Source organism: Gilliamella sp. App6-5 (assembly GCF_001690525.1).
In the GTDB taxonomy this organism is placed as follows: Bacteria; Pseudomonadota; Gammaproteobacteria; order Enterobacterales; family Orbaceae; genus Gilliamella; species Gilliamella apicola_H.
Genome location: NZ_LZGT01000004.1, coordinates 1 through 24,125 on the forward strand (window position 1 = coordinate 1; position 24,125 = coordinate 24,125).

Annotated in this window: 20 protein-coding genes and 4 tRNA genes; 12 read left to right on the plus strand and 12 right to left on the minus strand. The window is 33.5% G+C overall.

All coding sequences use genetic code 11. The annotated features are described in order from the left end of the window. The 12 genes from vgrG to A9G24_RS00485 form a co-directional block, all read left to right on the plus strand. On the plus strand, positions 1-2,398 hold a 2,398-nt coding region (gene vgrG, locus A9G24_RS00430; protein ID WP_065637272.1), incomplete at its 5' end, for a type VI secretion system Vgr family protein. A 30-nt stretch (positions 2,399-2,428) separates the two neighbouring features. After that, positions 2,429-2,887, plus strand: a complete 459-nt coding sequence (locus A9G24_RS00435; protein WP_065637273.1) for a hypothetical protein — start codon at positions 2,429-2,431, stop codon at positions 2,885-2,887. A 133-nt stretch (positions 2,888-3,020) separates the two neighbouring features. Next, a complete protein-coding gene (locus tag A9G24_RS00440) occupies positions 3,021-3,323 on the plus strand; it encodes a hypothetical protein (protein WP_141673012.1) in 303 nt (100 codons plus the stop codon). 28 nt (positions 3,324-3,351) lie between these two features. Beyond that, a complete protein-coding gene (locus A9G24_RS00445; RefSeq protein ID WP_065637275.1) occupies positions 3,352-5,235 on the plus strand; it encodes a hypothetical protein in 1,884 nt (627 codons plus the stop codon). 225 nt (positions 5,236-5,460) lie between these two features. Further along, positions 5,461-6,342: a hypothetical protein gene (locus tag A9G24_RS00450; protein WP_065637276.1), complete on the plus strand. Its 882-nt coding sequence runs from the start codon at positions 5,461-5,463 to the stop codon at positions 6,340-6,342. 111 nt (positions 6,343-6,453) lie between these two features. Then, positions 6,454-8,283 (plus strand): hypothetical protein, encoded by a 1,830-nt coding sequence (locus tag A9G24_RS00455; RefSeq protein ID WP_065637277.1) that lies wholly within the window; start codon positions 6,454-6,456, stop codon positions 8,281-8,283. 243 nt (positions 8,284-8,526) lie between these two features. Then, the gene (locus A9G24_RS00460; protein ID WP_065637278.1) at positions 8,527-10,395 is read left to right on the plus strand and encodes a hypothetical protein; all 1,869 of its coding nucleotides are present in this window, start codon (positions 8,527-8,529) and stop codon (positions 10,393-10,395) included. 129 nt (positions 10,396-10,524) lie between these two features. Further along, positions 10,525-11,442 carry a hypothetical protein gene (locus A9G24_RS00465; RefSeq protein ID WP_065637279.1) on the plus strand — a complete coding sequence of 306 codons (918 nt, stop codon included), beginning with the start codon at positions 10,525-10,527 and terminating at the stop codon, positions 11,440-11,442. 19 nt (positions 11,443-11,461) lie between these two features. Then, complete coding sequence (locus A9G24_RS00470) at positions 11,462-12,442, plus strand: hypothetical protein (protein WP_065637280.1); 981 nt, start codon at positions 11,462-11,464, stop codon at positions 12,440-12,442. A 72-nt stretch (positions 12,443-12,514) separates the two neighbouring features. After that, positions 12,515-12,781, plus strand: a complete 267-nt coding sequence (locus A9G24_RS00475; protein ID WP_065636308.1) for a PAAR domain-containing protein — start codon at positions 12,515-12,517, stop codon at positions 12,779-12,781. Next, complete coding sequence (locus A9G24_RS00480) at positions 12,781-14,031, plus strand: hypothetical protein (RefSeq protein ID WP_065637281.1); 1,251 nt, start codon at positions 12,781-12,783, stop codon at positions 14,029-14,031. The genes A9G24_RS00475 and A9G24_RS00480 overlap by 1 nt, the downstream gene beginning before the upstream one ends. Then, positions 14,031-14,282 carry a hypothetical protein gene (locus A9G24_RS00485; protein WP_065637282.1) on the plus strand — a complete coding sequence of 84 codons (252 nt, stop codon included), beginning with the start codon at positions 14,031-14,033 and terminating at the stop codon, positions 14,280-14,282. Before A9G24_RS00480 ends, A9G24_RS00485 begins: the two co-directional genes overlap by 1 nt. A 196-nt stretch (positions 14,283-14,478) precedes the next feature. On the opposite strand, the gene A9G24_RS00490 is transcribed toward A9G24_RS00485, so the two are convergent. The 12 genes from A9G24_RS00490 to A9G24_RS00545 form a co-directional block, all read right to left on the minus strand. After that, positions 14,479-14,553, minus strand: a tRNA-Gln gene (locus A9G24_RS00490). A 187-nt stretch (positions 14,554-14,740) separates the two neighbouring features. Beyond that, positions 14,741-14,815: transfer RNA gene (locus A9G24_RS00495), tRNA-Gln, on the minus strand. Positions 14,816-14,840: 25 nt separating this feature from the next. Beyond that, positions 14,841-14,925 (minus strand) — tRNA-Leu (locus tag A9G24_RS00500). 37 nt (positions 14,926-14,962) lie between these two features. Beyond that, positions 14,963-15,039, minus strand: a tRNA-Met gene (locus A9G24_RS00505). Positions 15,040-15,155: 116 nt separating this feature from the next. After that, the gene (locus tag A9G24_RS00510) at positions 15,156-16,256 is read right to left on the minus strand and encodes a multifunctional CCA addition/repair protein (protein ID WP_141673015.1); all 1,101 of its coding nucleotides are present in this window, start codon (positions 16,254-16,256) and stop codon (positions 15,156-15,158) included. Continuing rightward, entirely contained in the window at positions 16,256-16,867 is a 612-nt protein-coding gene (locus A9G24_RS00515) for a TIGR04211 family SH3 domain-containing protein (RefSeq protein ID WP_065637284.1), read from the minus strand. Before A9G24_RS00515 ends, A9G24_RS00510 begins: the two co-directional genes overlap by 1 nt. Positions 16,868-17,187: 320 nt before the next feature. Beyond that, positions 17,188-18,906, minus strand: a complete 1,719-nt coding sequence (locus tag A9G24_RS00520; protein WP_065637285.1) for a carbohydrate porin — start codon at positions 18,904-18,906, stop codon at positions 17,188-17,190. Positions 18,907-19,426: 520 nt separating this feature from the next. Beyond that, positions 19,427-20,251, minus strand: coding sequence for a DUF6708 domain-containing protein (locus A9G24_RS00525; protein WP_065637286.1), 825 nt, complete (start codon positions 20,249-20,251; stop codon positions 19,427-19,429). Between the two features lie 82 nt (positions 20,252-20,333). Further along, positions 20,334-21,158 carry a DUF6708 domain-containing protein gene (locus A9G24_RS00530; RefSeq protein ID WP_065637287.1) on the minus strand — a complete coding sequence of 275 codons (825 nt, stop codon included), beginning with the start codon at positions 21,156-21,158 and terminating at the stop codon, positions 20,334-20,336. Positions 21,159-21,176: 18 nt separating this feature from the next. After that, complete coding sequence (locus A9G24_RS00535; RefSeq protein ID WP_065637288.1) at positions 21,177-22,364, minus strand: hypothetical protein; 1,188 nt, start codon at positions 22,362-22,364, stop codon at positions 21,177-21,179. 22 nt (positions 22,365-22,386) lie between these two features. Then, positions 22,387-23,211, minus strand: a complete 825-nt coding sequence (locus A9G24_RS00540; protein WP_065637289.1) for a DUF6708 domain-containing protein — start codon at positions 23,209-23,211, stop codon at positions 22,387-22,389. 80 nt (positions 23,212-23,291) lie between these two features. Continuing rightward, complete coding sequence (locus A9G24_RS00545) at positions 23,292-24,116, minus strand: DUF6708 domain-containing protein (protein ID WP_065637290.1); 825 nt, start codon at positions 24,114-24,116, stop codon at positions 23,292-23,294. Positions 24,117-24,125: the final 9 nt, after the last annotated feature.

Below are 24,125 nucleotides of genomic sequence, written 5' to 3' on the forward strand. Positions count from 1 at the left end.
CATTGATTTTACCAGCACAAATCGTCAGATATCCATCGATTCAGTACTCAGCCAAACCGCATCACTGACTTTTCATCCCAACCCCTTACCACTTACACTCACCCAAATAAGCTCACTGGATATTGAAGATAAACCCCGCACACTCTATGGGGTGATTACTGAATTTAGTTTTGTCTCAATGAGTGAAGACCAAGCTCACTATCGGGTGGTGTTTGAATCTAAAGTGGCATTGCTAGCTAACCATCATCAAAGTGCTATTTTTCAAAATAGAAGCGTCGTTGAAGTCGTTGAAGAGGTGTTGCGTAATCACGGTTTTATCGGGATTGATTTTCGAATGGAGTTAAATGAAACTTACCCTGCTCGTGAGTTCATTACCCAGTGGCAAGAAAGTGATTTAACCTTTATTCAGCGATTATTAGCTGATGTCGGTATCTGGTTTTATTTTGAAACGCATCCAAAACATCGCTGTGATGTCATGGTCATGAGTGATTATGAACAAGGATTAAAAAAGGCGGGTAATATTGCAATTAAGCAGCCCAGTGGTTTAAATGATAGTCGCCGTCATAGCGTATGGGATTTGCAATTTAGCAGCAAAACCAAACCCAATCAGGTGCGTATTAATGATTACAACTACCGCACGGCAAATAACAACCTTCACATCACCGATAATAGTCAACAAAAAGATATCACAACCCGTGGCGATGACTATCGTTATGAAGAGCATCATAAAACAGAGGGAGATATTCAAACTGTTGAAAGTGGCAAATGGTATGCCCACATCCGCCATCAACAACATATTACCGAACAATTAACTATTTATGGCAAATGTAATGATTACCAGTTAGCGCCAGGGCAACTTCTTATTATTGATGGCTGCCCAATTAACGATATCAAAGACGGCATTATGATTGTTGCAACCCATAGTCATGGTGACCGAACCGAATCATACCAAACCCACTTTACCGCTATACCGTTTAATGTACTTAAACCTTATCGTCCTGCGCCATTACCGTGGCCACAAGTGAGCGGTACATTACCAGCAAGAGTGACCAGTCCTAATCACGATACCTATGGCTATATTGACCCTCAGGGGCGCTATCGTATTAAGTTTAACTTTGATTTAAAAAACTGGAAAAAAGGCGAAGAAAGTTTATGGGTTAGGCTTGCCAAGCCTTATTCAGGGAATACCTATGGTTTTCATTTTCCCCTTATTGAGGGTACCGAAGTTGCCGTTGCTTTTACGAATGGCAATCCTGACCGCCCCTATATTGCCCATGCAATGCATGACAGCGCCCACCCAGACCATGTGTCTATCCGCAATAAACACCGCAATGTAATTCGAACACCCGCCAATAACAAATTGAGAATGGATGATAAGCGCGGGCAAGAGCATATTAAACTTGCCACCGAATACGGTAAAACACAACTCAATCTAGGGCATTTAGTTGATAATAAAAAAATTAAGCGCGGTGAAGGCTTTGAACTACGTACCGATGAGTGGGGGGTAATACGAGCGGGTAAAGGGGTTTATTTGACATCATATAAACGAGAGGGCAACCAAGGTGTTAAAAAGGCCAGTTTAGATGGTGATGAAACAGCAACATTATTAAAAACAGGCTTGAGTGTATCTAATCGCCTATCTAAACGTTCAGATAGTCACCGAGCGGGTAAATTGGAAGGCACGGATAGCTTTAATCTGTTTGTGAGTTATACCGCAACAAAAATTGATGATAATTTATCATTTACTCAGCCAAGTATGGTGTTATCTAGTCCAAAAGGTATAGCAGCAGTCACTCCTGATAGTATTTATCAATTTGCTGAACAAAATATTTTGTTAACTAGCAAACATGATACGAATATTGCCGCCAATAATTCAGTGCATATTAGCGCAACTAAAGATTATTCCGTTTTTGCCAAAGAAAATATTAAATTATTTAGCGGTGAAGCTAAAGTCCAACTGCAAGCCCATAATGGCGATATAGAGGTAATAGCCGACAAATCACTCAAAATAGTCAGCAACGACGATAAAATTAATATTAATGCTAAAAAAGAGATAACCATTGCATGTGGTGGTGCTTATATCCGTATTGCCGATGGCAATATTGAACTTTATGCACCAGGTATAATTAAACATGGCGCACAAGCCTTTCCATACTCTGGCCCACAAAAAATGTTACCAACACTTTATTCATTCCCAAAACAGCAACCACAAGCACCTTATGTTAAACAATTTGTATTGGTTGAAGAGGGAACCGGCAAACCGATTATGAATAGAGAATATCAAATCGTAAATAAAGATAATCAAGTAATTGCCGAAGGCAAAACCGATGCACAAGGTAAAGCGCAAATTGTAACATCAGGATATGAAGAAGATAAAGTAACATTTCGGTATAAATAGGTATAAAAAATTAGATTCTAGGGGTATTTTATGTATTGTACTGGAGCAACATCAATAACATGTGAATCTTCAAGCAACGATAAAACGATAGAAACTACTGTAAAAGCAGGAACACGAAAATTAGAAAATATTTTAATACGAAGAATTTTCATGAAAATAGGTGGCATTCAGTCTCCTGGGCATTATTGGATTGAAATCATTCATGATGATGAGGATGAGACTGATGATTTTATAAAAGAGGCAAGGGAACAAAAATTAACTGAAAAACAATTTATTTCAATGAATAAAGAATGCACTAAAGCCAATGGTTTTCGTGAAAGTTATGGATGGTATCCTGATGACGGTCGTTGGGATGGATGGGCAAATTTTAAAGGCAATGGTTTTTTAAATGGTGATTGCAATTACAGGATAAAAAAAGATAAAGAACATAATTTATTTCATACAGAAGAACGAGAAGCAGGTAGACGAAATCATCAAAAAAAAAGATGATAAACATCAAGAAAAGAATCATCTTTCAATTAGACCTTTTGATCCACATCAACATGGTCGATTTCATGAAGATGAAATAGATTTTACAACTCATCCTTATTTATTGCCCGATGATTCGCGCACGGAAGAGCAAGTGATAGAAGAAATTAGAGATTTTGCTGCTAAATTTGAAGATGAATGGAGTTATAAGGGGCATGGTTATAACGAAACCTGTTGTCACACATTTGTATTTTTATTACTTGCCAGTTGTAATTTAGCCGATCCAGACTGCATTGGCGCCAAGAAAGACCCTTATTTTAAATCATATAGAAGCGAGTTAAAAAATAAATTTGACAAACCTGACGGAGATAAGGATGAGAATGAAGAAAAATTTTATCAAAGGCATTGTATGATCGAACAATTACACGACATATCAAGGCTTGCACAAGCTAAATAAACTGAATTTTAAAATAGGAAATTCGATTATGCAAATTTATACTAAAAATATTATAACAATTTCTATTTTATATTTTTTGTGTTCGGTCATTAATACTAATTTTACCTATGCGGATATAAACATGATAGTTCAAAAAACAATTATGAAAACACCACAACCTCTAGAAGCTAATAGAATTTACTACCAGTATGATTTTAAAAGTTTTCGTCATAAAGAAGATAGTTCTCCTGCAGAAGGAAAATTATTTTTATCTCCCGCAACGTTAGAAACAGACCCTGACGATGATATTGCATTACAGGAAATTTCTCAAATAATACTTAATGAAAATAAGCAATATCGTGAAGTTACAAAGATAAGAAGAAATATTATAGAAATACTCTATCCAACAGAGCCTTTTGAAACACTTGAAGACGGTATCCATTTTTATATTTTAAATAAAGACAACCAATTGCAAAAAAAAGAAAACTTTGAAGCGGTGTTTAAAGAGCCCGGTTATATACGTGTTGAAAAATTAGATGGAAAGGTGATCAGTATTCAAAAACGACCTATATATATGATTATCCATTTTAATTATGAATATTGGCCTAATCAAAATTTAAAGTATGATAAATTGGAGTATTATAATAATGAACATCAAATAATTTATTATGATGAAACATTTTATGATGAAAATGAAAAAATTATAACGGGTAATAAAAAGAATCTGTTAACACGACGAAATATACGCTATACCTACATAAACAAAGATGGCATATCAAGAGTTGATGAATATTTTGATAGCCAGGGTAATAAAACCAATCATGTGATTTATTTTGATAACACTAATTCTCAACATAAAATCGAAAATCAAATATTGGATCATGAAGGAAAACTGGTAGCAATAAGTAATACGGTGCCTGATGATATATTCGATCCGCTTAAAGAAGAATTAGCTGAGAGTTATCCTTATAATAATTTATTAATGGATATTGAAAAAACAGACGTAGTTTTAACAGAGAAGTTTTTTCTTCATACTGTAGATAAAAATACAACACAATGGGATAACGAGGCGATAAACCGCGCCAAGTATTTACGAATTACTCCTAATCAACCGTATTACGCAAAGGTAACTTATCCCCTTTTTTGGCCTAATCGTTATAAAAATTTTCCCCACCAAAAACCGTTAACATTAATTGAAGCGGAACATCAACAACCTAATGCCAAATACAGTGATTTAATCAAATTTGAAGTGGGCAATAATTATCAGTATAAAACTTTGATTAAAGAAAAGTGGCAACAAACTCCAATCACTTTACCATTAGAACAGTTTAAACCACTAGAAAACGACATCTACTTTTTTGTTATGGACAATAACGGAAAATTAATTCCATTAGAAAACGTTGAACAAGCGGTAGAACAACCAAACTATATACGTGTTGAAAAAGAGATGGGTAAGATAATTTCGATAGTTAAAAAAACACGAATTTATAAAGTATTAAATGAGTTTGAATATCAAGATAATAGTTTGAAAAACAGTAAATTTAATTTACTGGAAAGCACGCTGTTACCAAACTTAATCATTGAGACAAAATGGGAAAATTATTTGCCCAAATACCAAGTGATTAAAGATAATCAAGGAATAACGGTAAGAACAATTACAGTTATCAATCCAACAGATTTTCATGCTATTTTTGAGGAATTTAACTCAAATGGAATAAAAACCAATCGTATTGAAATAAATAAGAATAATGATCCTGACATAATAAACCAATATTTAGACGAAAAAGGACAACTGATTAAAACAACGGATGATTATCCCGAAAAAGATTCAGTCTACGATAAAATTTATAAAGAACCTTTCTATCCTATTTTTATAGATCAGCTGGAATATCAACTTTTTAAGCTTTATCAAAGAGAGTTAGAAAATGATTAATCCCAATCATGTCTACGGTAAATAATACAGTAACAAATTAGTGTAATTAATTTAAGTTATGTTTTTTTGGATAATTAGTACTGAAGTATAAAGGCATTACCATGTATAGCTTTAGGCAAAACCGATGCACAAGGTAAAGCGCAAATTGTAACATCAGGATATGAAGAAGATAAAGTAACATTTCGGTATAAATAGGTATAAAAAATTAGATTCTAGGGGTATTTTATGTATTGTACTGGAGCAACATCAATAACATGTGAATCTTCAAGCAACGATAAAACGATAGAAACTACTGTAAAAGCAGGAACACGAAAATTAGAAAATATTTTAATACGGCGAATTCCTAAAAGAGGAATTAATCCAGGTCATTACTGGATAGAAATTGTCCATAAAGATGAAAATGAAATGGATGATTTTATAGTAGAAGCGAAAAAAAAAGGATTAAAAGAGAAACATTTAAAAGGGCTTGATCAAACAGTGAAGAAAATAAATGGTTTCCGTGAAAGTTATGGCTGGTACCCAATATCCAATAGTAGTTTTAATAATATAAGTATTGTCGATATATTTACACGTAATTCTCGATGTATAAAAAACAAAGGTTGTGTAAATGGCGATCACAAAGATAGAAGAAAAGAAGACGAAAACCGTGACCTAAATTATAAAATAAAACGAATTGCAGGTAGAAGTAAACTTAAGAATGATCTATCAACAATTGCGTTTGATTGCTCTCAACATCGGCGTTTTGATTCAAAAAATCCCATTACTTTAACCACAAACCCTTACTTATTATCTGGTGATGTACGCACTGAAGAACAGATTATTGAGCAAATTAGAAATTTTACAACTAAATTTGAAAAAAATGAGCCTGAATGGAGCTGGAATGGTGATGGATTTGATGAAACTAATTGCCATACAATGTTGTTCTTATTGCTTGCTAGTTGCAATTTAGCCGATCCTGAATGTATAGGGAAAGGTCTAGATCCACATTTTACAGCTTATCAAGAGTCTTTAAATGATAAAGATCAACTAGAGTCTAAATATCAAGAAAGGAAAAGCTTAATAACTAAGTTGCTACAAATATCTAATCAGTCAAATTTTACAAAATAAGGGCTAGAAATGAGATTCAAGAATTGTATTAATCAATTTTATGTACCTCACTTATTCTTTTTTATAGTATGCATAACAGCAATCATTAATTATGTTTTTGCGGAGGTAACAATGGATAACCAAACAGCGATCATTAACCAATTAAAAGCTCAATCTATTGAGCCCAATCAAATCTATTTTCAGAATGATTTTAGTTTTTTTTCAAAAAAAGATGATAGTTTTCCTTCGGAAAAATTATTTACATCAATCGACAATGTTTTAGAGTCTAAATCAAGCAAGCATTTTTCGGCGAAACAAAATGTTTCACAAATCAAATTAAATAGTAATTATCAATACAATGATATTCTTACTAGAAGGCGAAATATCATTGAGATATTATACCCAACAGAACCTTTTGAAACACTTGATGATGGAATCCATTTTTATGTTCTCGATGAACATAATCAGTTACAAAAAAAAGAAAACTTTGAAGAAGTATTTGAATCACCAACTTATATACGAGTTGAAAAACAGCATGGAAAAGTTGTCAGCATTCAAAAAAGACCGCTTACATCAATTAGCCATTTTACTTATAATTACTGGCCGAATCAAAATATAAAATATGTCCAATTAGAAAAGTATAATAACGATCGTCAACTTATTTATATTTATAAAGAATCTTTTGATGAGGATGGACAAATTATAGAATCTAGCCAAAAAAATATGCTAACGCAACAAACAATGCACCGTGTCGCTATCAATAAAGAGGGTATTAAAAGCATCGAGGAATATTTTGATAATAATGGCATTTTAACCAATCGCGTTATTTATTTCGATAAATCTAAACCTGCACCTCAAATCGAAAATAAACAATTCAATAGCAAAGGAGAAATCATCAAAATAACAGGTCATGCTCTAGATGAAATATTTGATACAGCGAAAGATTTAGAGGAATCTTATCCTTATAATAAATTAATAATGGATGTTGAAAAAACCAAAAGAGTTTTGACTACAAAATTATTTAAACATACCTTTGATAAAAATACCTTACAGTGGGATAACGAAGCAATAAACCGTGCTAAATATTTAGAAATTAAACCAAACCAAATCTATTATGCTAAATTGCCTTATGCCTATTTTTCAGATGAACGTTATAAAAATTTTCCTCACCAAAAGCCTTTAACTTTAATTGACGCTGAAAATCAACAACCTAACGCCAATTACAGTGATTTAATCAAATTTGAAGTAGGTAATAACTATCAATATAAAACGATTCTTAAAGAAAAATGGCAACAAATCCCTATTGATTTACCGTTAGAACAATTTAAACCGCTAGAAAACGACATCTACTTTTTTGTTATGGATAATCGTGGACAATTAACGCCATTAGAAAACATTGAACAAGCGATTAAACAGCCGAGTTATATACGTGTTGAAAAAGAGATGGGTAAGATAATTTCGATAGTTAAAAAAACACGGATTTATAAAGTATTAAATGAGTTTGAATATAAAGACAATAATTTAACAACTAGCAAAGTTAGTGTACTTGAAAGTGAGATTTTGCCTCATTTAATTATTGAGTCAAAATATGAAGATGAAACGAATATTGTAAAATATTATCAAATCAAAAATGCTCAAGGAGTTATTATTAGAACCTATAACTATATAAATGAAGACCCACTTATAGCGGTATCAGATCGTTTTGATGATAACGGCGTAATAACTAATCATATTGAGCTAAGAGTAGATTTATCTAATGGATATTTTTATTTAAAAAATCAGTTTTTTGATGAAAAAGGAAACGTAATCCTAACTATTGATGATTCAGATAAGAAAAGTAAAGATAAAGATGATTCAATTATTATGAATGCTCGATATAATCATCAACCATATGATAAATTTCCTATTTTTCCTGACCATCTTGAACAAATTATCTTTGATGCTTATTTAAATCAACAATAATAAATTTTAAATAAAAGCGATATGAAACTTAAATGAAAAATGAATTAAAAAAGTCAATAAAATTTTTTGTGTAGAGCGATATAGAAGCTTTGGGAAATTAATAAGATAAAGCTGTGTTTAGGTAATTAATAGGAAAAATGTTATGAGTGATTTTTAGATAAATAAGTATCAATAACTGTTTAACTGCCATTTATTTTTGAATAATTTGAGGTGCTGTTTTGACTATTAAGAGAAGTAAAAATTATGCAAATCAATATTAAAAATTTTATAATATCTTGTATTTTATCTTTATTATGTTGGGTAATTAATACTCATTTTATTTATGCAGATACAAACATAATTGAGCAGCAAGAAAATTTATCCGATGATATCATCATTAACCAATTAAAAGCACAAGGAATTCAGCCCCATATCACATACATTCACTCTGATTATAATTATAGTAAATACAAAAATTTTCCAACACAGCCATTTATCACTTTGGCTGAAGCAGAAAAAATAAACCCCAACTCTCCTGATAATATAATTCAAATTATTGAATTGGATGATAATTATCAATATAAAAGTATTCTTGTAAAAGGTAGAAATTTAATTGATATTTTATTTCCCACCGCCATGTTTGATGGATATCCGGATGGTGAACACTTTTTTACCTTGGACGAAAAGTATCAACTTCATCACTTAAACTCGGTTGAAGATGCATTAGCACAAGACTGTTATCTAAAGATAATCATCCAACAAGGTAAAGTGGTAAAAATGCAAAAACGCCCTTTGGCTTTTATAAATAAAACGATATTTTCATACTGGCTAAATGGCAATATACTGAAAAAAATTAGAGAAAAACTTGATTTAAATAATAATGCACTTGTTCGCTACGAAATTGAAAATGATCAAACTGGCAAGCGAATTAAAATGTTAGAACATAACCTAGTGACAAATTATAAAGCGGTTATGACTTATTTATATACAAACGATGTTTATTCAATCATGGATATTTTTAATGAAAAAGGGGTTAAGGTTAACCATACCATTATTTATGATCAAAAAGGTAATGTTGAAAGCCAATATTTAGATGAATCAGGGAATATTGTAAAAACCACAAATTCTAAACCAGAAATTTTCTATGATCAGGATTTACCTCAACCCGCTATTTATCAATCTATTCCTATGGATTTTAAAAGGGCACATCATTTCCATATAAGTAATTTCATTCAACAAATGGCATTTAATAAAGATACCACACTAGCAGATCAAGAAGCCATCACTCGAGCCAAATTTTTAGGTATAAAACCGAACAGTAGTTATTACCACCCAACTCCATTTCCAAAATGGGCGGAAGAACGTTATAAAAATTACCCACATCAATTTGCAATGAGCTTATCTGAAGCTGAATTTCAGTATCCTAAAGAAGAGTATGTAGATTTAGTTAAAGTAACAGTAGGTGATAATTATCAATATCAAACAATTTCAATGGAAAAATGGCAACAAGTTCCGTTATCACTGCCTTTAGAACAATTCAAATCGTTAGAAAATGGTTCGTATTTTTTTAGCTTAGATGATAAAGGTCAATTAATCCCATTAGATGGCATTGAACAAGCTATTTCATTGCCTAGATACGTTCGTGTAGAAAAAGTAATGGGGAAAATTGATTCAATACTACAAAAAACGAGGATACAAAAGACGTTACAGCAGTATGAATATAAAGATAACAATCAAATGATTAAACAAATATTGAAAGTATTAGAAAGCCCTGTTATGCCATCAATAACCATAGAAACGATCTATGATGATATTGGTTTATATACAGTGTCGCAAACAATCAAAGATAATGAAAATAGAAAAATCGCAGTTTTTAGTAAAGTTCAGAAAGATAGGATTTATGGCGTAATAGAACGTTTTACCCCTGATGGTGTAAAAACCAATCATATTATTCGCTATTACGGTTATTATAGTGATGGTGTTGAAAATCAATATCTGGATGAAGAAGGCAATATCAAATTTACAACAAGCCATATTAAAAATAAAAATAATCCTCAACTTTACGATATGTTACCAGTTTATTCTGATGAATTTATTGGGCTAATGTTCAACAAATTTTTAGATAATAAATGAGTATCAATAAAAGATTAACAGCCATTTATTTTTGCAAAATGTGAGGTATTATTTTTGACATTATTTAGAACAAAGGTAAACAAATAATAAAGATCAGAAATATATGTAATATATTTATAAGGAGTAAAAATGGGTTTTGAGACTTGGACACCACCTCCTGGTTGGGTTGATGTAGTTGGAAGAACGGTTGCTGATTCACAAGATAATCTACGCAAACAAATTGTTATAGCTGGCCTTAAAGAGTTAACACGGATCCGAATTTGTCGCCTTCCAACCCTAATACTTGGTGGACGTATAGAATGGGATACAGAAACAGCTCCTGGTCACTATTGGATTGAAATAATTAATGATTTAAGCAAAATGGATGGCAGCGAAGGATTTATTGAAAGTTATGGGTGGTATCCAAAAGAACCCGCAACTTTCTTAAAAAATTTTACCGCTGATGGCTGTTTAAATAGTGATTGTAAATATTTTCGGGATAAGGATAGAAAAGGCGAAGGCGAAGGCGAAGGAGAAGGAGAGCCTAATGAAGCAGGCAGAGCAATCATTAAAGAAGAAGATAAAATTTATTCTTTATATCCTTTTGATCCCCATCATAATGGAAGATATACCCTCCCTAATAGTGATAAAGGTGAAGTTAATCATCCTTATCTTTTTGTCAATGATCCTCGAACCGAAGAAGACGTCATTGAAGAGATAAGAAACTTTGCAATAAGTCATATTTCTGAAGAAGAAAATAAAGCAGTAAAAAAATGGTCTTATGCATTTGAGCGTTACACAGAATATAACTGTCATACTTTTCTATTTAATTTATTATATGAGGCAAATTTGGCAGATAGATATATTTTAAAAGATGTACATTTTATGAGGTTTTTAGCCTCAGCTAGTGATTACAAAGATGAATATCGATATACTACTGATTATCATGGACATGTAATTAAATTAAAAAACCCAGAAAGTATCAGAAAACAAGCTAATGAAATTTATAAAAAAATGAAGCAAGTTAATGATAATGCAAAAAAATTAGCTGATATACTGAAAGCGTAATATATAAAAAATAATATCTATGAAAAAAAAATTAACATTAACCTTAATAATGATGCCATTATTAATCTATGTATTAGGAGCAATTATGACTGGCTTAATCAATCCATTAGATGTTGCTAAATGCATTAAAGTTCGCACAATGGGGATTAAACCTCACGTGCCTTATTATGGCTCGACCAGAATAATACTTAATCATTACCGAATGCCTACCAATTATCCTGATTTTGCCCCAATTTCCCTTGAAGAAGCTGAAAATGCGCCCTATCGCGTTCAATCTCCGTTTAGTACTAAACTTAAAATCAATGAAGTTGGTGATAATTATCAATTTAAAGAGCGTTGGAGTTATAAACGTAAACCACAATATATTTTACTTAATGAGCGGCAATTAAACAGTTTAAAAGATCTTGAAAATGGCTCTCACTTTTTTATTTTAGATACGCATTTACAACTGCAACCGATCACCATTGAACAAGCAATTACATTATCCAATTATATTAAAGTAACAAGAGAAATGGGCAAAATCATTGCTATTGAAAAAAAACCTTTGCTTTCGATTTGTAAATGGGAATATGGCTACTGGCCCCATAGCGCTAATATGCGTTATTTAAGATTTTTTATCTATGCAATGGATAAAAAAACACTATTACAATCTCTTTATGTGGAATATGACGAAGAAGGTAATGATTTAATGGCCATAAGAAAAGATCAAAATAATAAACTAATAAGTATGGAAAAATATTATCCCAAAGGAAGTCAATACTATTCTGAAACCACGTTATTTAATGAACAAGGAGATAAAACAGCTATCTTTTATACCCCTAGTTCTGGGAACAGCAAAATTGTTCATCTTGATAAACAAGGAAATATAACTGACGTAACATATGGCAGTGTTCCATATCATAGAATTCCAGACTTTCCTGAGGAAGAACGCTATAAAAATCTTACAATTGATACTAGTAAAGAGTACAAAGCCGTTGATAGATTAGAATCTGAAAAATAGATTTTTGACTAAATTTTAGAAATTATATGTGCTATTTTTTAATAAATTATCAAAGTCAAAGGAAATAAAATCATGAAAGGGGTAATTAGATTAGGCGATTTAACTAACCACGGAGGTAAAGTTATTTCTGCTTCATCAAAACTTGTCGTATTTAATAAAGGTGTTGCGCGTGTTGGTGATATGGTCAGTTGCCCAATCAAAAATCATGGTGTTAATCCTATAATTGAAGGAGATCCTCAATTTATAGAAGACGGTAAACAAGTTGCTTTTCATGGACATAGATCAGCATGTGGCTGTACACTAATTTCATCACTAACTAATTTTGGTAAAAATAATTAATGGCTATCGATTTAACTTCGCTTCCACAACCAATAATTCTAAAAAAAGGGCTATCTCGCCTATTTTGGTTTATTGCATTAATTGTATTTATTGCTATTGGCTTATTTTTTACCTGCATGAAGCAACTCAATAGTAATTTAACACTGGAACATCTAATGATTGGTATTAGTTTTTCAGTTTTAAGTTGGTTGATATTATTATCCATATGGTTTTTTGTTCAAGGGTGTAAAAAAGACTATGCTGAAACTTGGAATCAATTAAGAGAAGAACGGAAACAACAGCTCATTGAGTATGGTCAAAGACCGTTGTATGTTATTTTTCACCACTTGATATCTGAATTTGGTGATGATAATCATGCTCAGGCGCTTGTTGGTGGTCTAATGTCACTTGAAACAAGAACAACTAACTTGTCAAATTATTATGAAAATCCAATTTTTTATTCAAAATTTCTATTTAATGATTTAAAACCTGACGATTTTAATCAAAAACTAGATAAGTTATTTGATAAGTTACATAAGACTTTATCAATTTTAAACGATAACACTTTTAATGGCGTTCAAAAACATATTCGCTTATTTATTGATGTCCCCATATTAACCGAAGATATTAAAAAAATTTGGGAACATAAGCTAGGGAATACAAACTTATTTGATTCTTGGCAGGTTATTGATGCAAAACAGAGTACTATTTTTTTAGATGACTGGTTAGATGATTTTGCAAATGATGATTATTTATTGTGTTGTATTAGTTTGCATTTATTTGAAAAGCCTGCAGCGTATAGTGCTGAGGCTATGACAAGTATGATTTTTTTAGGTAAAAATCTTATTAATAAACAAAATACTATTCAATATATACAAAAAAGCAAATCGGTGGTGGTTGCATTACATCGAACAGAAGAAGGTGAAAAACTTAATCATGTTCTTGAGCACGCTGAATTATGGGGAGAATTAGACAATGATGAAAACAATAAAACGCAGTTAGGTGCTATTTGGTTATCACAATTATCATCAGAAACTAACGTCAATGTTTTATCACGCTATATTGATAAGCGGTGTTCAATTAAAAATATTTATAATGTTGATTCAACATTTGGTAAATCCGGCAAGTGTGATTATTGGGTTGCGTTAGCTTTTGCGATCGAATATGCCGCTCAGATTGACAATAAACAAATGGTTATTGGTGAAAAAAATGCATGTTTTAATGCTACCATTTTAGATAAAATAAAATTTGAGATAGAAAAGGACACATAATGGGAAGACTGATGCTTGGTTGGACATTTATTTGTTATATTGTAGCAATTTGTTGTGTAGCATTCGTTTGGTTTTCAGATAATACACAGCTAATGACTGCGCGCATAAAAGTGGAGTATTCTTTCAAAATATTATTCGTAAGTATGTTATTTACCTTATTTGCCATCGTAATAAAATTGATTATTAATTTTATCGTTGAAGATATATTTAAAGACGAAGAAGGAGACTATTTTGTGAAAAAACTGAAATAAAAATTTCTTATGTCAATAAAAAATCCATATAAACACCCAAGTGCCATCCCTATTAAAATAAATTTAATTACAAAAAGTAATTATTTACACTCAGTAAAGTATATAAAGAATTCTGTTTATTGAGAATTATTATAACAGGGATTCGTTAACTTTTTTAGTCAGAAAACCAACAATTCCCAATACAACTTTTCTGTATTGGCTGGGGTACCAGGATTCGAACCTGGGCGTGGCGGGATCAAAACCCGCTGCCTTACCGCTTGGCTATACCCCACTATAGAAAGTGAAAATCACTTTTGATACGAGCTGTGAGATTTGAACTCGCACACAATTCTAAGCTAGACCTTGAATCTAGCGCGTCTACCAATTCCATTATGCTCCACATGAAAATAGTGAATAATTAATACACCAAATATTGATACAAATCAAAGGATGAAATACCAAAATTATGCATATTGGAATGGCTGGGGTACCAGGATTCGAACCTGGGCGTGGCGGGATCAAAACCCGCTGCCTTACCGCTTGGCTATACCCCAATAAAGGATAGATATTAAGATTAAATGGTGCGGGTGGAGAGACTTGAACTCACACGCCTCGCGGCGCCAGAACCTAAATCTGGTGCGTCTACCAATTTCGCCACACCCGCACTGAATATTTTCAGTAAAAATACTACCTAATCTTAATGGTGGCTACGACGGGATTCGAACCTGTGACCCCATCATTATGAGTGATGTGCTCTAACCAGCTGAGCTACGTAGCCATTTATTCGCAACGTCATAACCAACACTGCGAGGCGCATTATGCTTGTGTTACGCCAAATCGTCAACCCTTTTTTTAAGATATTTTGAAAAAAAGTGATGATTGATTAAGATGCAATCAAATCCAGTTTAATAACGCTTCAATTCGCCTTTTTTGTAACTCAACATGGATTTGTTTTCCCGTATAACCTTCCGCAATAATGTGTTGTACATTGACATCATGGGCAATTTTATAGGCTTCTTTTAAGTAATTTGCTTGTGCAAATGATGTTGTTTTGACAAACGCTTCGCTTGCGATAATTAATTGGTCAAGGTGTAAAGGATTGCGCCATACATCAAGACTATTTAGCAAAGTAACAATTTGCACAGCCGAGAGTGTCTGCACTCGCTCAAGATTGTTATGATATTGTTGAACCATAACGGCAATTTTAGTGTAATTGTTGGGCGCTTTAATTTTTCTACATAACGCTTCAACTGCTGATTTGTTAGCTAACAGAGCACACAGGACAGCGAAACGGATAGTCAAATCGTCAGTTAACAAAGTAGATTTTTTTAGTGCATCAATAATATTGGTTGATAAGTCTAATGATGGAAACATTAACGTAAGCGCTCCGCATTGCTCCAATACTTGAAAATAGATTTGAGGATTTAAAGTTGACAATGCCTTTTCTGTTTCTTTCCATACTCGCTCTGGTGTTAGATAACTAACCTCACCGTCTGATACCATTTGTTTCATCAATGTTAGCGTTTGTGGCGCTACTGTAAAACCCAATTGGTGAAAACGCGCAGCAAAACGTGCCACACGCAATATACGTAGTGGATCTTCTCGAAAGGCTGGTGAGACATGGCGCAAGATTTTATGATTGATATCATCAACACCATGATAAGGATCGACGATATTACCGTTTTCATCCATGGCAATGGCGTTGATGGTTAAATCACGGCGAATCAGATCTTGTTCTAATGTGATTTCTTTACCAAAATCGCAAATAAATCCTGTATAACCTTTACCTGATTTTCGCTCAGTGCGAGCCAATGCGTATTCTTCTTTTGTGTCGGGATGCAAAAATACTGGGAAGTCTTTACCAACTTGTTGATACCCTAACGCCAAAAGCTCATCTGGCGTAGCGCCAACAACAATCCAGTCATGGTCAGCAACGGGCAGATGCAATAATCTATCGCGTACACTTCCGCCCACAAGATAGATTTTACTCACAATCACATCCAACGATCTTTTTTACGTCGGCTAGGTATAATTCTTGGCAATATAAGCCCTAAAATAAGACCACCGCCCGCAACAAGACCACCATAAGTAAACCAAGTTACAATAAGATCACGACGTTTATCATCCACTTGATTTAGCATTGATTCAATTTGTGCTCCCTGCTCTTTGACTTGTTGTTCTAAAGCTTGATTTCTATTTTGTAGTGTTTCAATTGATTTTTCAGCCGCTTGCAATTTTTGGACATAATCACCCACTAATTTTTGTTGATTAGCTTCAGCATTATCAATTTTATCTTGGTATTCTGTCAGTTTTGCTTCTAACGCAGGAAAACGTTCTTTATAGCTAGGCTGCTCATTTAGTTTAATCGTTTCGATCCAAGCAGCATTGCCATTATTAAGTTGAATGCGGGTATATTTACCATCTGCACTTTTTTCAAGTTCAACAACTTTTTCACCAGCTTTAACAGAGTTAGAATACGCATATTGCGAGCCAGGACCACGTCGCAAATAGATATCAACATTATCAGTCACATATTTGTCTATAGCATAACCATCAAACGAAATGGCAAAAAGCGAAAGTATCCCAATAATATTTTGTTTTTTCATTATATTACCAACAATTACCCTTAAATAATCACATAATAACATAAAAAAATAGCAATTCGCATATTCATTTTATAATAAATGGTTTTAAAGCTTGATAGGAGAAAATATTCCAGCAAATTTAATGAATGTCTATATACCAATCTTAACTAAGCGTTATTCAGTAAATATGATTAGTTAATAATATTTACTGAATAACGTGGGTAAACATCAACAAGGTATTCATTTTACATCTGAACTATATAAATAAGGTAAGTGATATTATCTTACACCTATAATATAGTTCAGATGATCAGTTTTATATTATATTTATAAATTTACACTTAAAACCAAACTTCTGTTTGTACACCGAAACTAATTTGATGATCTTTACCATTAAAATCAAATTGACTAATATCATTTTGTAACGCTTCTATATAAGAAACATAAAAGCGGATATCAGGTCTTGAAGATAAAATACTTTTTCCAACTTTGAATGAATGATAAAGCGTTGTTTTGTATCCCTCTTCAACATAAGTTTTACTTTTGACTTTATTCTTTTGCCTAAAGTAACCTACTTCAATACCGCTTTGATTGTAAGTATCCCATATATAAGCAGGTCTTATTGCTGATTTAAAGCTCGTAAAATCGGTATGCGCAAGATGAAGATCATAAGAATAAACATCATTGCCCGAAGTTAACGCCAAAGCATGAGCAACAATCATATCATCACTTAAATAGGCTTCACCTTCTGATACGAAGCGATAAGCTTTACCGCCAGTATGCGTTCCAATATAGTCATTATCCGAATTACTGGCAAACTCTGGATTATTAGTATTAATATTAGCTAACTGTGAAGCTACAGAATTGGTGGCTGTCTGTAATGTAAACTGATTAAATCCACCAAAAAATGCATTTTGACGCAATACAAAGCTACCAAGCCAAGCATTTTTAACAGATACATTATTTTGGATTTTAGATTTATTTGGCGCTGAATAACGCGCATTCACACCAAACGTTGCATCTTTCCATAATGGAATATCACGATAGCGGATTTCTAATTCATTTAAATCAACTTCTTCTTTTTTATATTGGGTAATTTTATTACCATCGCTATCCGTTTTAATGACATCTTTTTTATTTTTTACATTTACATCTGCTCTAACTAAAGCTAAATCAAGTGCACCAATACCCACTTTAAGATTTTCGATCCCAATCCCCCCGCCTGCTGGCGTTTTTTGTGTTTTCCAATCGAGCATTTGTATTTCATTATAAGGTAAAGAATGTTTACCAACCCATAATTTCGCATCAGGAAATCTAGGCACAAAACCTTTAGTTTCTAGATAGATATCTGAAAATTGCATAAGATTATCATCTTGAGTATTAAATAATCCCGCAGCTTTATTGGTTGCCACGTTTCCATCAATCATAACAATTGCATCAACTCTTTTGCCCTCTTGATCATAGACTTTTTGCTTAAAGATAAGATCATACCAACCGCCATATTCATTACCAAATCGACCTAATGCACCTTCAGCATAATTTTTAGGTTTGCCATTACTTGAGGTTGACCAACCACCACGGAAGTAGCCGTTATAAGAAAACCCTATTTCATCTTTAATATAGTCTTTAAATTCAGCTAAAGTAAATGTTGTCTTTTCTGGAGCACTTTCACCTTGTTTGGTTTCGGCTTTTGGTGTGTTAATAAGTACAATTTGTTGATTATTAATTGTTTTTACTGCATTAACAGGCGCCTGTTGCTTTGTAATTGTTGCTTTTTGACTATTTTTAAGCGCTTTTTTCTGATTATTGATAACAATTTGTTGTTTTTGAAAATGATTATTTAACTGAGCAAGCTGTTTATTAGACTCTATTACTTGCTTTTTCAAATCATTAGACTCTTGACTAAGTGCTAATAATTTTTGCTCTAATAACGCAATTCTTGCTTCTAACTCATCTTGAGTGGCTGCCAAAGCATTTGGTAAATAACATAACCCTAGCATAGTCATTAAAACAATTCGTTTTGGCTTGATTTTACATACTATTTTTTTTGAAAATTTCATTTCCCCTCCTATTCATTATTTTAAAAATAGATAAATATCTTTTAAATTTGAGACAAAAAAAAACCGAAAGAATAGTCATAACTATTCTTTCGGTTTTGCCCGCTATAAATCGGTAACAATCCAATACCTTTTAATAGGTAATTTCAATATAACTAATAAAAACGACTATTCAAAAACTAAATACTAATATTGTGATTGATATCACATTAAAAATTCTTATTTTATACACAACATCAGCCATTAGAATCGCTAATCTTTAAATCAACTAAAAACAATAAAAGGTATACTTAATAACATGTATACGATTACATAAATGTTAACTAGACTGCTATTTTTTAATCGCATATAGCTTATAATTGATAAAAATCAATAAAGATATTCGTATCAGTATTACATAGTAAACCGAATACGTGGGGGGGAAATATATGAACACTGATCTAAATCGTTTTTTTTCAATATCGGGAAAATTAGATTGCCATACCGCTTTGCCCATTCTTGCCAAACTGCAACGGCTTTTGGGCTATTCCGTTATATTGTGCCGTTGTTTGATTTCCGCGAGCGCTTCTAATGATGTGGCATTAAACGCTTCAATCATCCATTCTGGCCAGCCTTGACCGGCAATCCTATGGGCTTTAAATTCCGCTTCTTGATCTGATTTATATTCGCCGTCATCGATATTGGCTGATTTATAATACACCATAAAACTATTGATCCACCCCCAAACAAATGTACTCCCTGCACCAGCTCGGGCAGGATCTAACATAATATGATCAATCACTTGATGCGTACCGGGTTGGCACACCATTAATACGGTCGAGGTTAAGGCATTACGCGACATATTATGAATAACAACACCATGCAAATCATCCCAATCATACTCCTTTATTCGGCGTTTTTTCGGTTGTAAAAATACCGCAGGATGCCGTAAAAACTTAAAGTTAAAAAAGTCACTTTCGTTAACATAGACTTTACCCGTTTTACGGTTAAATATAATGGGACTGCCACGACGGGAGAATAGATAATAGTACACTTGGGGAATAACATAATACATAGCGAGACAGCATGTAATAAAATTCAAAATTACTATTATATCAACAAATTCTATTTTAGAGTTATCATGATGAACAATTAACCAAATAGATCCAATGATAATTCCACTTCCGCAAATAGTAGCAACAAAATAAAGGCAAGCATAAAAAATCTGATCATTGAGATCCTGACGAATAAAGGCACAATAGTTATTATTGGCATAGCTTAAGCGACGATCATGCAGGGGCACACTATAAGGGCCTTTATCTAGATCGCCAAACCAACCAAAAATTTGTGGACGGTATTTTGATGGCATGATGACTCTCCTTTTTATTTATTCATCGTGAAATGGGTTACTGCTGCGATTTATGATAAGTGGGATTTCGTCATTATCTTAGCTATTCCGTTATATTGTGCCGTTGTTTAATTTCGGCGAGCGCTTCTAATGATGTGGCATTAAACGCTTCAATCATCCATTCTGGCCAGCCTTGACCGTCAATCCTATGGGCTTTAAATTCCGCTTCTTGATCTGATTTATATTCGCCATCATCGATATTGGCAACATCACAAAAAAACATAAAACTATTGATCCATCCCCAAACAAATGTACTCCCTGCGCCGGCTCGAATAGGATCTAACATGATATGATCAATCACTTGATGCGTGCCCGGTTGGCATACCATTAGCACGGTCGAGGTTAAGGCATTACGCGACATATTATGGATAATAACACCATGCAGATCATCCCAATCATACTCCTTTATACGGCGTTTTTTTGGTTGTAAAAATACTGCAGGATGGCGTAAAAACTTAAAGTTAAAAAAGTCACTTTCGTTAACATAGACTTTACCTGTTTTACGGTTAAATATAATGGGACTGCCACAACGGGAGAATAGATTATGATACAGCTTGGGAATAACATAATACATAGCTAGACAACAGTTAATAAAACAAAAAATTACTATCATATCAATAAATTCTATTTTAGAGTTATCATGGTGTACCAATAACCAAAAAAATCCAATGATAATTACACTGCCACAAATAATAGAAAAAAAAGAGAGACAAGCATAAAAAATCTGATCATTGAGATCCTGACGAATAAAGGCACAATAGTTATTATTGGCATAGCTTAAGCGATCGTCATGCAGGGGTACACTATAAGGACCTTTATCTAGATCACCAAACCAACCAAAAATTTGTGGGCGGTATTTTGATGGCATGATGACTCTCCTTTTTATTTATTCATCGTGAAATGGGTTACTGCTGCGGTTAATGATAAGTGGGATTTCGCCATCATCTTGTGCATTAGGGCTGATATTGATTTGATAGCTATTTACTAGATCATAAGCAAAGGTGCCCGCGACCCATGTTATCACCGTTAGATCACTCTCTGACTGGTTAGGATCGTTTTTTTTCAGTTCGATTTTTTCAATATCGTTAAAATTAGATTGCCATACTGCTTTGCCCTGAGTGAGGGTTTTAAAGGTTTTTGCTTCATAATGATCCATAAAATAACCTTTGTCGAGGGTCACATATTCTGTGATTTTTAAGGTTTCTTTGGCTTTATCTTCGTTTAGGTGGATTGGGGGATGCGCCTCTACTGAGTCTTTATTTACCCCTGTTAAACTAATACTAAAGCGAGATTCAATCAAATCCTCATGGCTTTGCCCATTCTTGCCAACTAATTTAACTGAAGCCTGTAACGGCTTTTGGGCAATAGTAGCGCAGTTTGGGTATGTTAAATAAAAATAGAGATGGCGGTGGTATAGCTTCATTCCACTAAATGAACTTGGTTTTTTAAAGATGATAAAGGTTTCAATGCCCGACACCGCAACCAAATAATCATTCACCGAATGCCCAAAACCGACAAATGTCTTTTGCTCTTCGTGATAAGCGCCGTACCCCAAAAAAGCAAACTCTTTTTGCACTCCAAAATAACAACGGTTTAACCAGTGATCGATAGGGGCAAAATTATCGTATTTTTTACTCAAAGCAATTAGGTATAATCCCACTAATGATAATACAACACCCAATCCTATCACAATGCCTGAACTAGCTAATAAAAATATAGCACCAAAACCTAAAGCAAATGATCCTGCAACTCTATAAAACAAATAACTTTTATCCTCCATATTCCACATCCCCAAGGCACTTTTTAACTCCCCTAAGGCTTCAAAAATAGTTATGGCAGCAAAAGCTTTGGCTACGGTTTTAGAAATCAAGGTATTTAATGTCAGTTTCGCTTCGATTTCGGGTATTAATGTCGTTGCAACCCGCGATCGCATGGCTTTGACTAACTGCATTTTTAATTTGATGTCACGGTATAGGGCAACGCTATCAACACTTAATAATGCTAACGAGCCTAAGTCAATCGCCAGTTGGCGCATTTTTTTAGCTTGGCTTTCGCCTTCTTTAACGGTGTCCATTATTTTGATTATATTTATATTATTAGCTTATATTGTGCCGTTGTTTAATTTCAGCTAACTCTTCTAATGATGTGGCATTAAACGCTTCAACCATCCATTCGGGCCAGCCTTGACCGTCAATCCTATGGGCTTTAAATTCCGCTTCTTGATCTGATTTATATTCACCATCATCGATATTGGCCACATCACAAAAAAACATAAAACTATTGATCCACCCCCAAACAAATGTACTCCCTGCACCAGCTCGGGCAGGATCTAGCATAATATGATCGATCACTTGATGCGTACCGGGTTGGCACACCATTAGCACGGTCGAGCTTAAAGCATTACGCGACATATTATGGATAATAACACCATGCAAATCATCCCAATCATACTCTTTTATTCGGCGTTTTTTCGGTTGTAAAAATACTGCGGGATGGCGTAAAAACTTAAAGTTAAAAAAGTCACTTTCGTTAACATAGACTTTACCTGTTTTACGGTTAAATATAATAGGACTACCACGACGGGAGAATAGATTATGATACAGTTGAGGAACAGCATAATACATACCGATACAACAGGTAATAAATCCAATAATTCCAATAAAACAAAGCATTCTACCACTATCAGGATGATCATAATCCATAATAAATGTAGGAAAACCAATAAGAAGTATTAATAAAACAATAACGACAACAAAATAGAGACAGGTATAAAAAATCTGATCATTGTGATCCTGACGAATAAAGGCACAATAGTTATTATTAGCATAACTTAAGCGACGATCATGCAGGGGCACACTATAAGGACCTTTATCTAGATCCCCAAACCAACCAAAAATTTGTGGACGGTATTTTGATGGCATGTTATTCTCCTTTTATTTATTCTTCATGAAATTGGTTACTGCTTCGGTTAATGATAAGTGGGATTTCGCCATCATCTTAGCTATTCCGTTATATTGTGCCGTTGTTTAATTTCAGCTAACTCTTCTAATGATGTGGCATTAAACGCTTCAACCATCCATTCGGGCCAGCCTTGACCGTCAATCCTATGGGCTTTAAATGCCGCTTCTTGATCTGATTTATATTCGCCATCATCGATATTGGCTGATTTATAAAAGACCATAAAACTATTAATCCAACCCCAAACAAATGTACTCCCTGCGCCTGCTCGAATAGGATCTAACATAATATGATCAATCACTTGATGCGTTCCCGGTTGGCACACCATTAATACGGTCGAGGTTAAGGCATTACGCGACATATTATGGATAATAACACCATGCAAATCATCCCAATCATACTCTTTTATACGGCGTTTTTTCGGTTGTAAAAATACCGCAGGATGGCGTAAAAACTTAAAGTTAAAAAAGTCACTTTCGTTGACATAGACTTTACCCGTTTTACGGTTAAATATAATAGGACTACCACGACGGGAAAATAGATAATGATACACTTGGGGAATAACATAATACATAGCGAGACAACAGATAATAAAACCCAAAATTACTACTATATCAATAAATTCTATTTTAGAGCTATCATGGTGTACCAACAACCAAAGACATCCAATGATAGCTCCACTCCCACAAATAATAGCAACAAAATAAAGGCAAGCATAAAAAATCTGATCATTGAGATCCTGACGAATAAAGGCACAGTAGTTATTATTGGCATAGCTTAAGCGACGATCATGCAGAGGCACACTATAAGGGCCTTTATCTAGATCGCCAAACCAACCAAAGATTTGTGGACGGTATTTTGATGGCATTTTATTCTC

Bases quoted from the DNA above. Each gene is read 5' to 3' on its own strand.
- A9G24_RS00455 (WP_065637277.1), top strand. From the start codon at position 6,454: ATGGATAACCAAACAGCGATCATTAACCAATTAAAAGCTCAATCTATT.
- A9G24_RS00540 (WP_065637289.1), bottom strand. From the start codon at position 23,211: ATGCCATCAAAATACCGTCCACAAATTTTTGGTTGGTTTGGGGATCTA.
- A9G24_RS00545 (WP_065637290.1), bottom strand. From the start codon at position 24,116: ATGCCATCAAAATACCGTCCACAAATCTTTGGTTGGTTTGGCGATCTA.
- A9G24_RS00480 (WP_065637281.1), top strand. From the start codon at position 12,781: ATGGCTATCGATTTAACTTCGCTTCCACAACCAATAATTCTAAAAAAA.
- A9G24_RS00460 (WP_065637278.1), top strand. From the start codon at position 8,527: ATGCAAATCAATATTAAAAATTTTATAATATCTTGTATTTTATCTTTA.
- A9G24_RS00530 (WP_065637287.1), bottom strand. From the start codon at position 21,158: ATGCCATCAAAATACCGCCCACAAATTTTTGGTTGGTTTGGTGATCTA.
- A9G24_RS00535 (WP_065637288.1), bottom strand. From the start codon at position 22,364: ATGGACACCGTTAAAGAAGGCGAAAGCCAAGCTAAAAAAATGCGCCAA.
- A9G24_RS00435 (WP_065637273.1), top strand. From the start codon at position 2,429: ATGTATTGTACTGGAGCAACATCAATAACATGTGAATCTTCAAGCAAC.
- A9G24_RS00450 (WP_065637276.1), top strand. From the start codon at position 5,461: ATGTATTGTACTGGAGCAACATCAATAACATGTGAATCTTCAAGCAAC.
- A9G24_RS00515 (WP_065637284.1), bottom strand. From the start codon at position 16,867: ATGAAAAAACAAAATATTATTGGGATACTTTCGCTTTTTGCCATTTCG.
- A9G24_RS00485 (WP_065637282.1), top strand. From the start codon at position 14,031: ATGGGAAGACTGATGCTTGGTTGGACATTTATTTGTTATATTGTAGCA.
- A9G24_RS00520 (WP_065637285.1), bottom strand. From the start codon at position 18,906: ATGAAATTTTCAAAAAAAATAGTATGTAAAATCAAGCCAAAACGAATT.
- A9G24_RS00470 (WP_065637280.1), top strand. From the start codon at position 11,462: ATGAAAAAAAAATTAACATTAACCTTAATAATGATGCCATTATTAATC.
- A9G24_RS00525 (WP_065637286.1), bottom strand. From the start codon at position 20,251: ATGCCATCAAAATACCGTCCACAAATTTTTGGTTGGTTTGGCGATCTA.
- A9G24_RS00445 (WP_065637275.1), top strand. From the start codon at position 3,352: ATGCAAATTTATACTAAAAATATTATAACAATTTCTATTTTATATTTT.
- A9G24_RS00465 (WP_065637279.1), top strand. From the start codon at position 10,525: ATGGGTTTTGAGACTTGGACACCACCTCCTGGTTGGGTTGATGTAGTT.
- A9G24_RS00475 (WP_065636308.1), top strand. From the start codon at position 12,515: ATGAAAGGGGTAATTAGATTAGGCGATTTAACTAACCACGGAGGTAAA.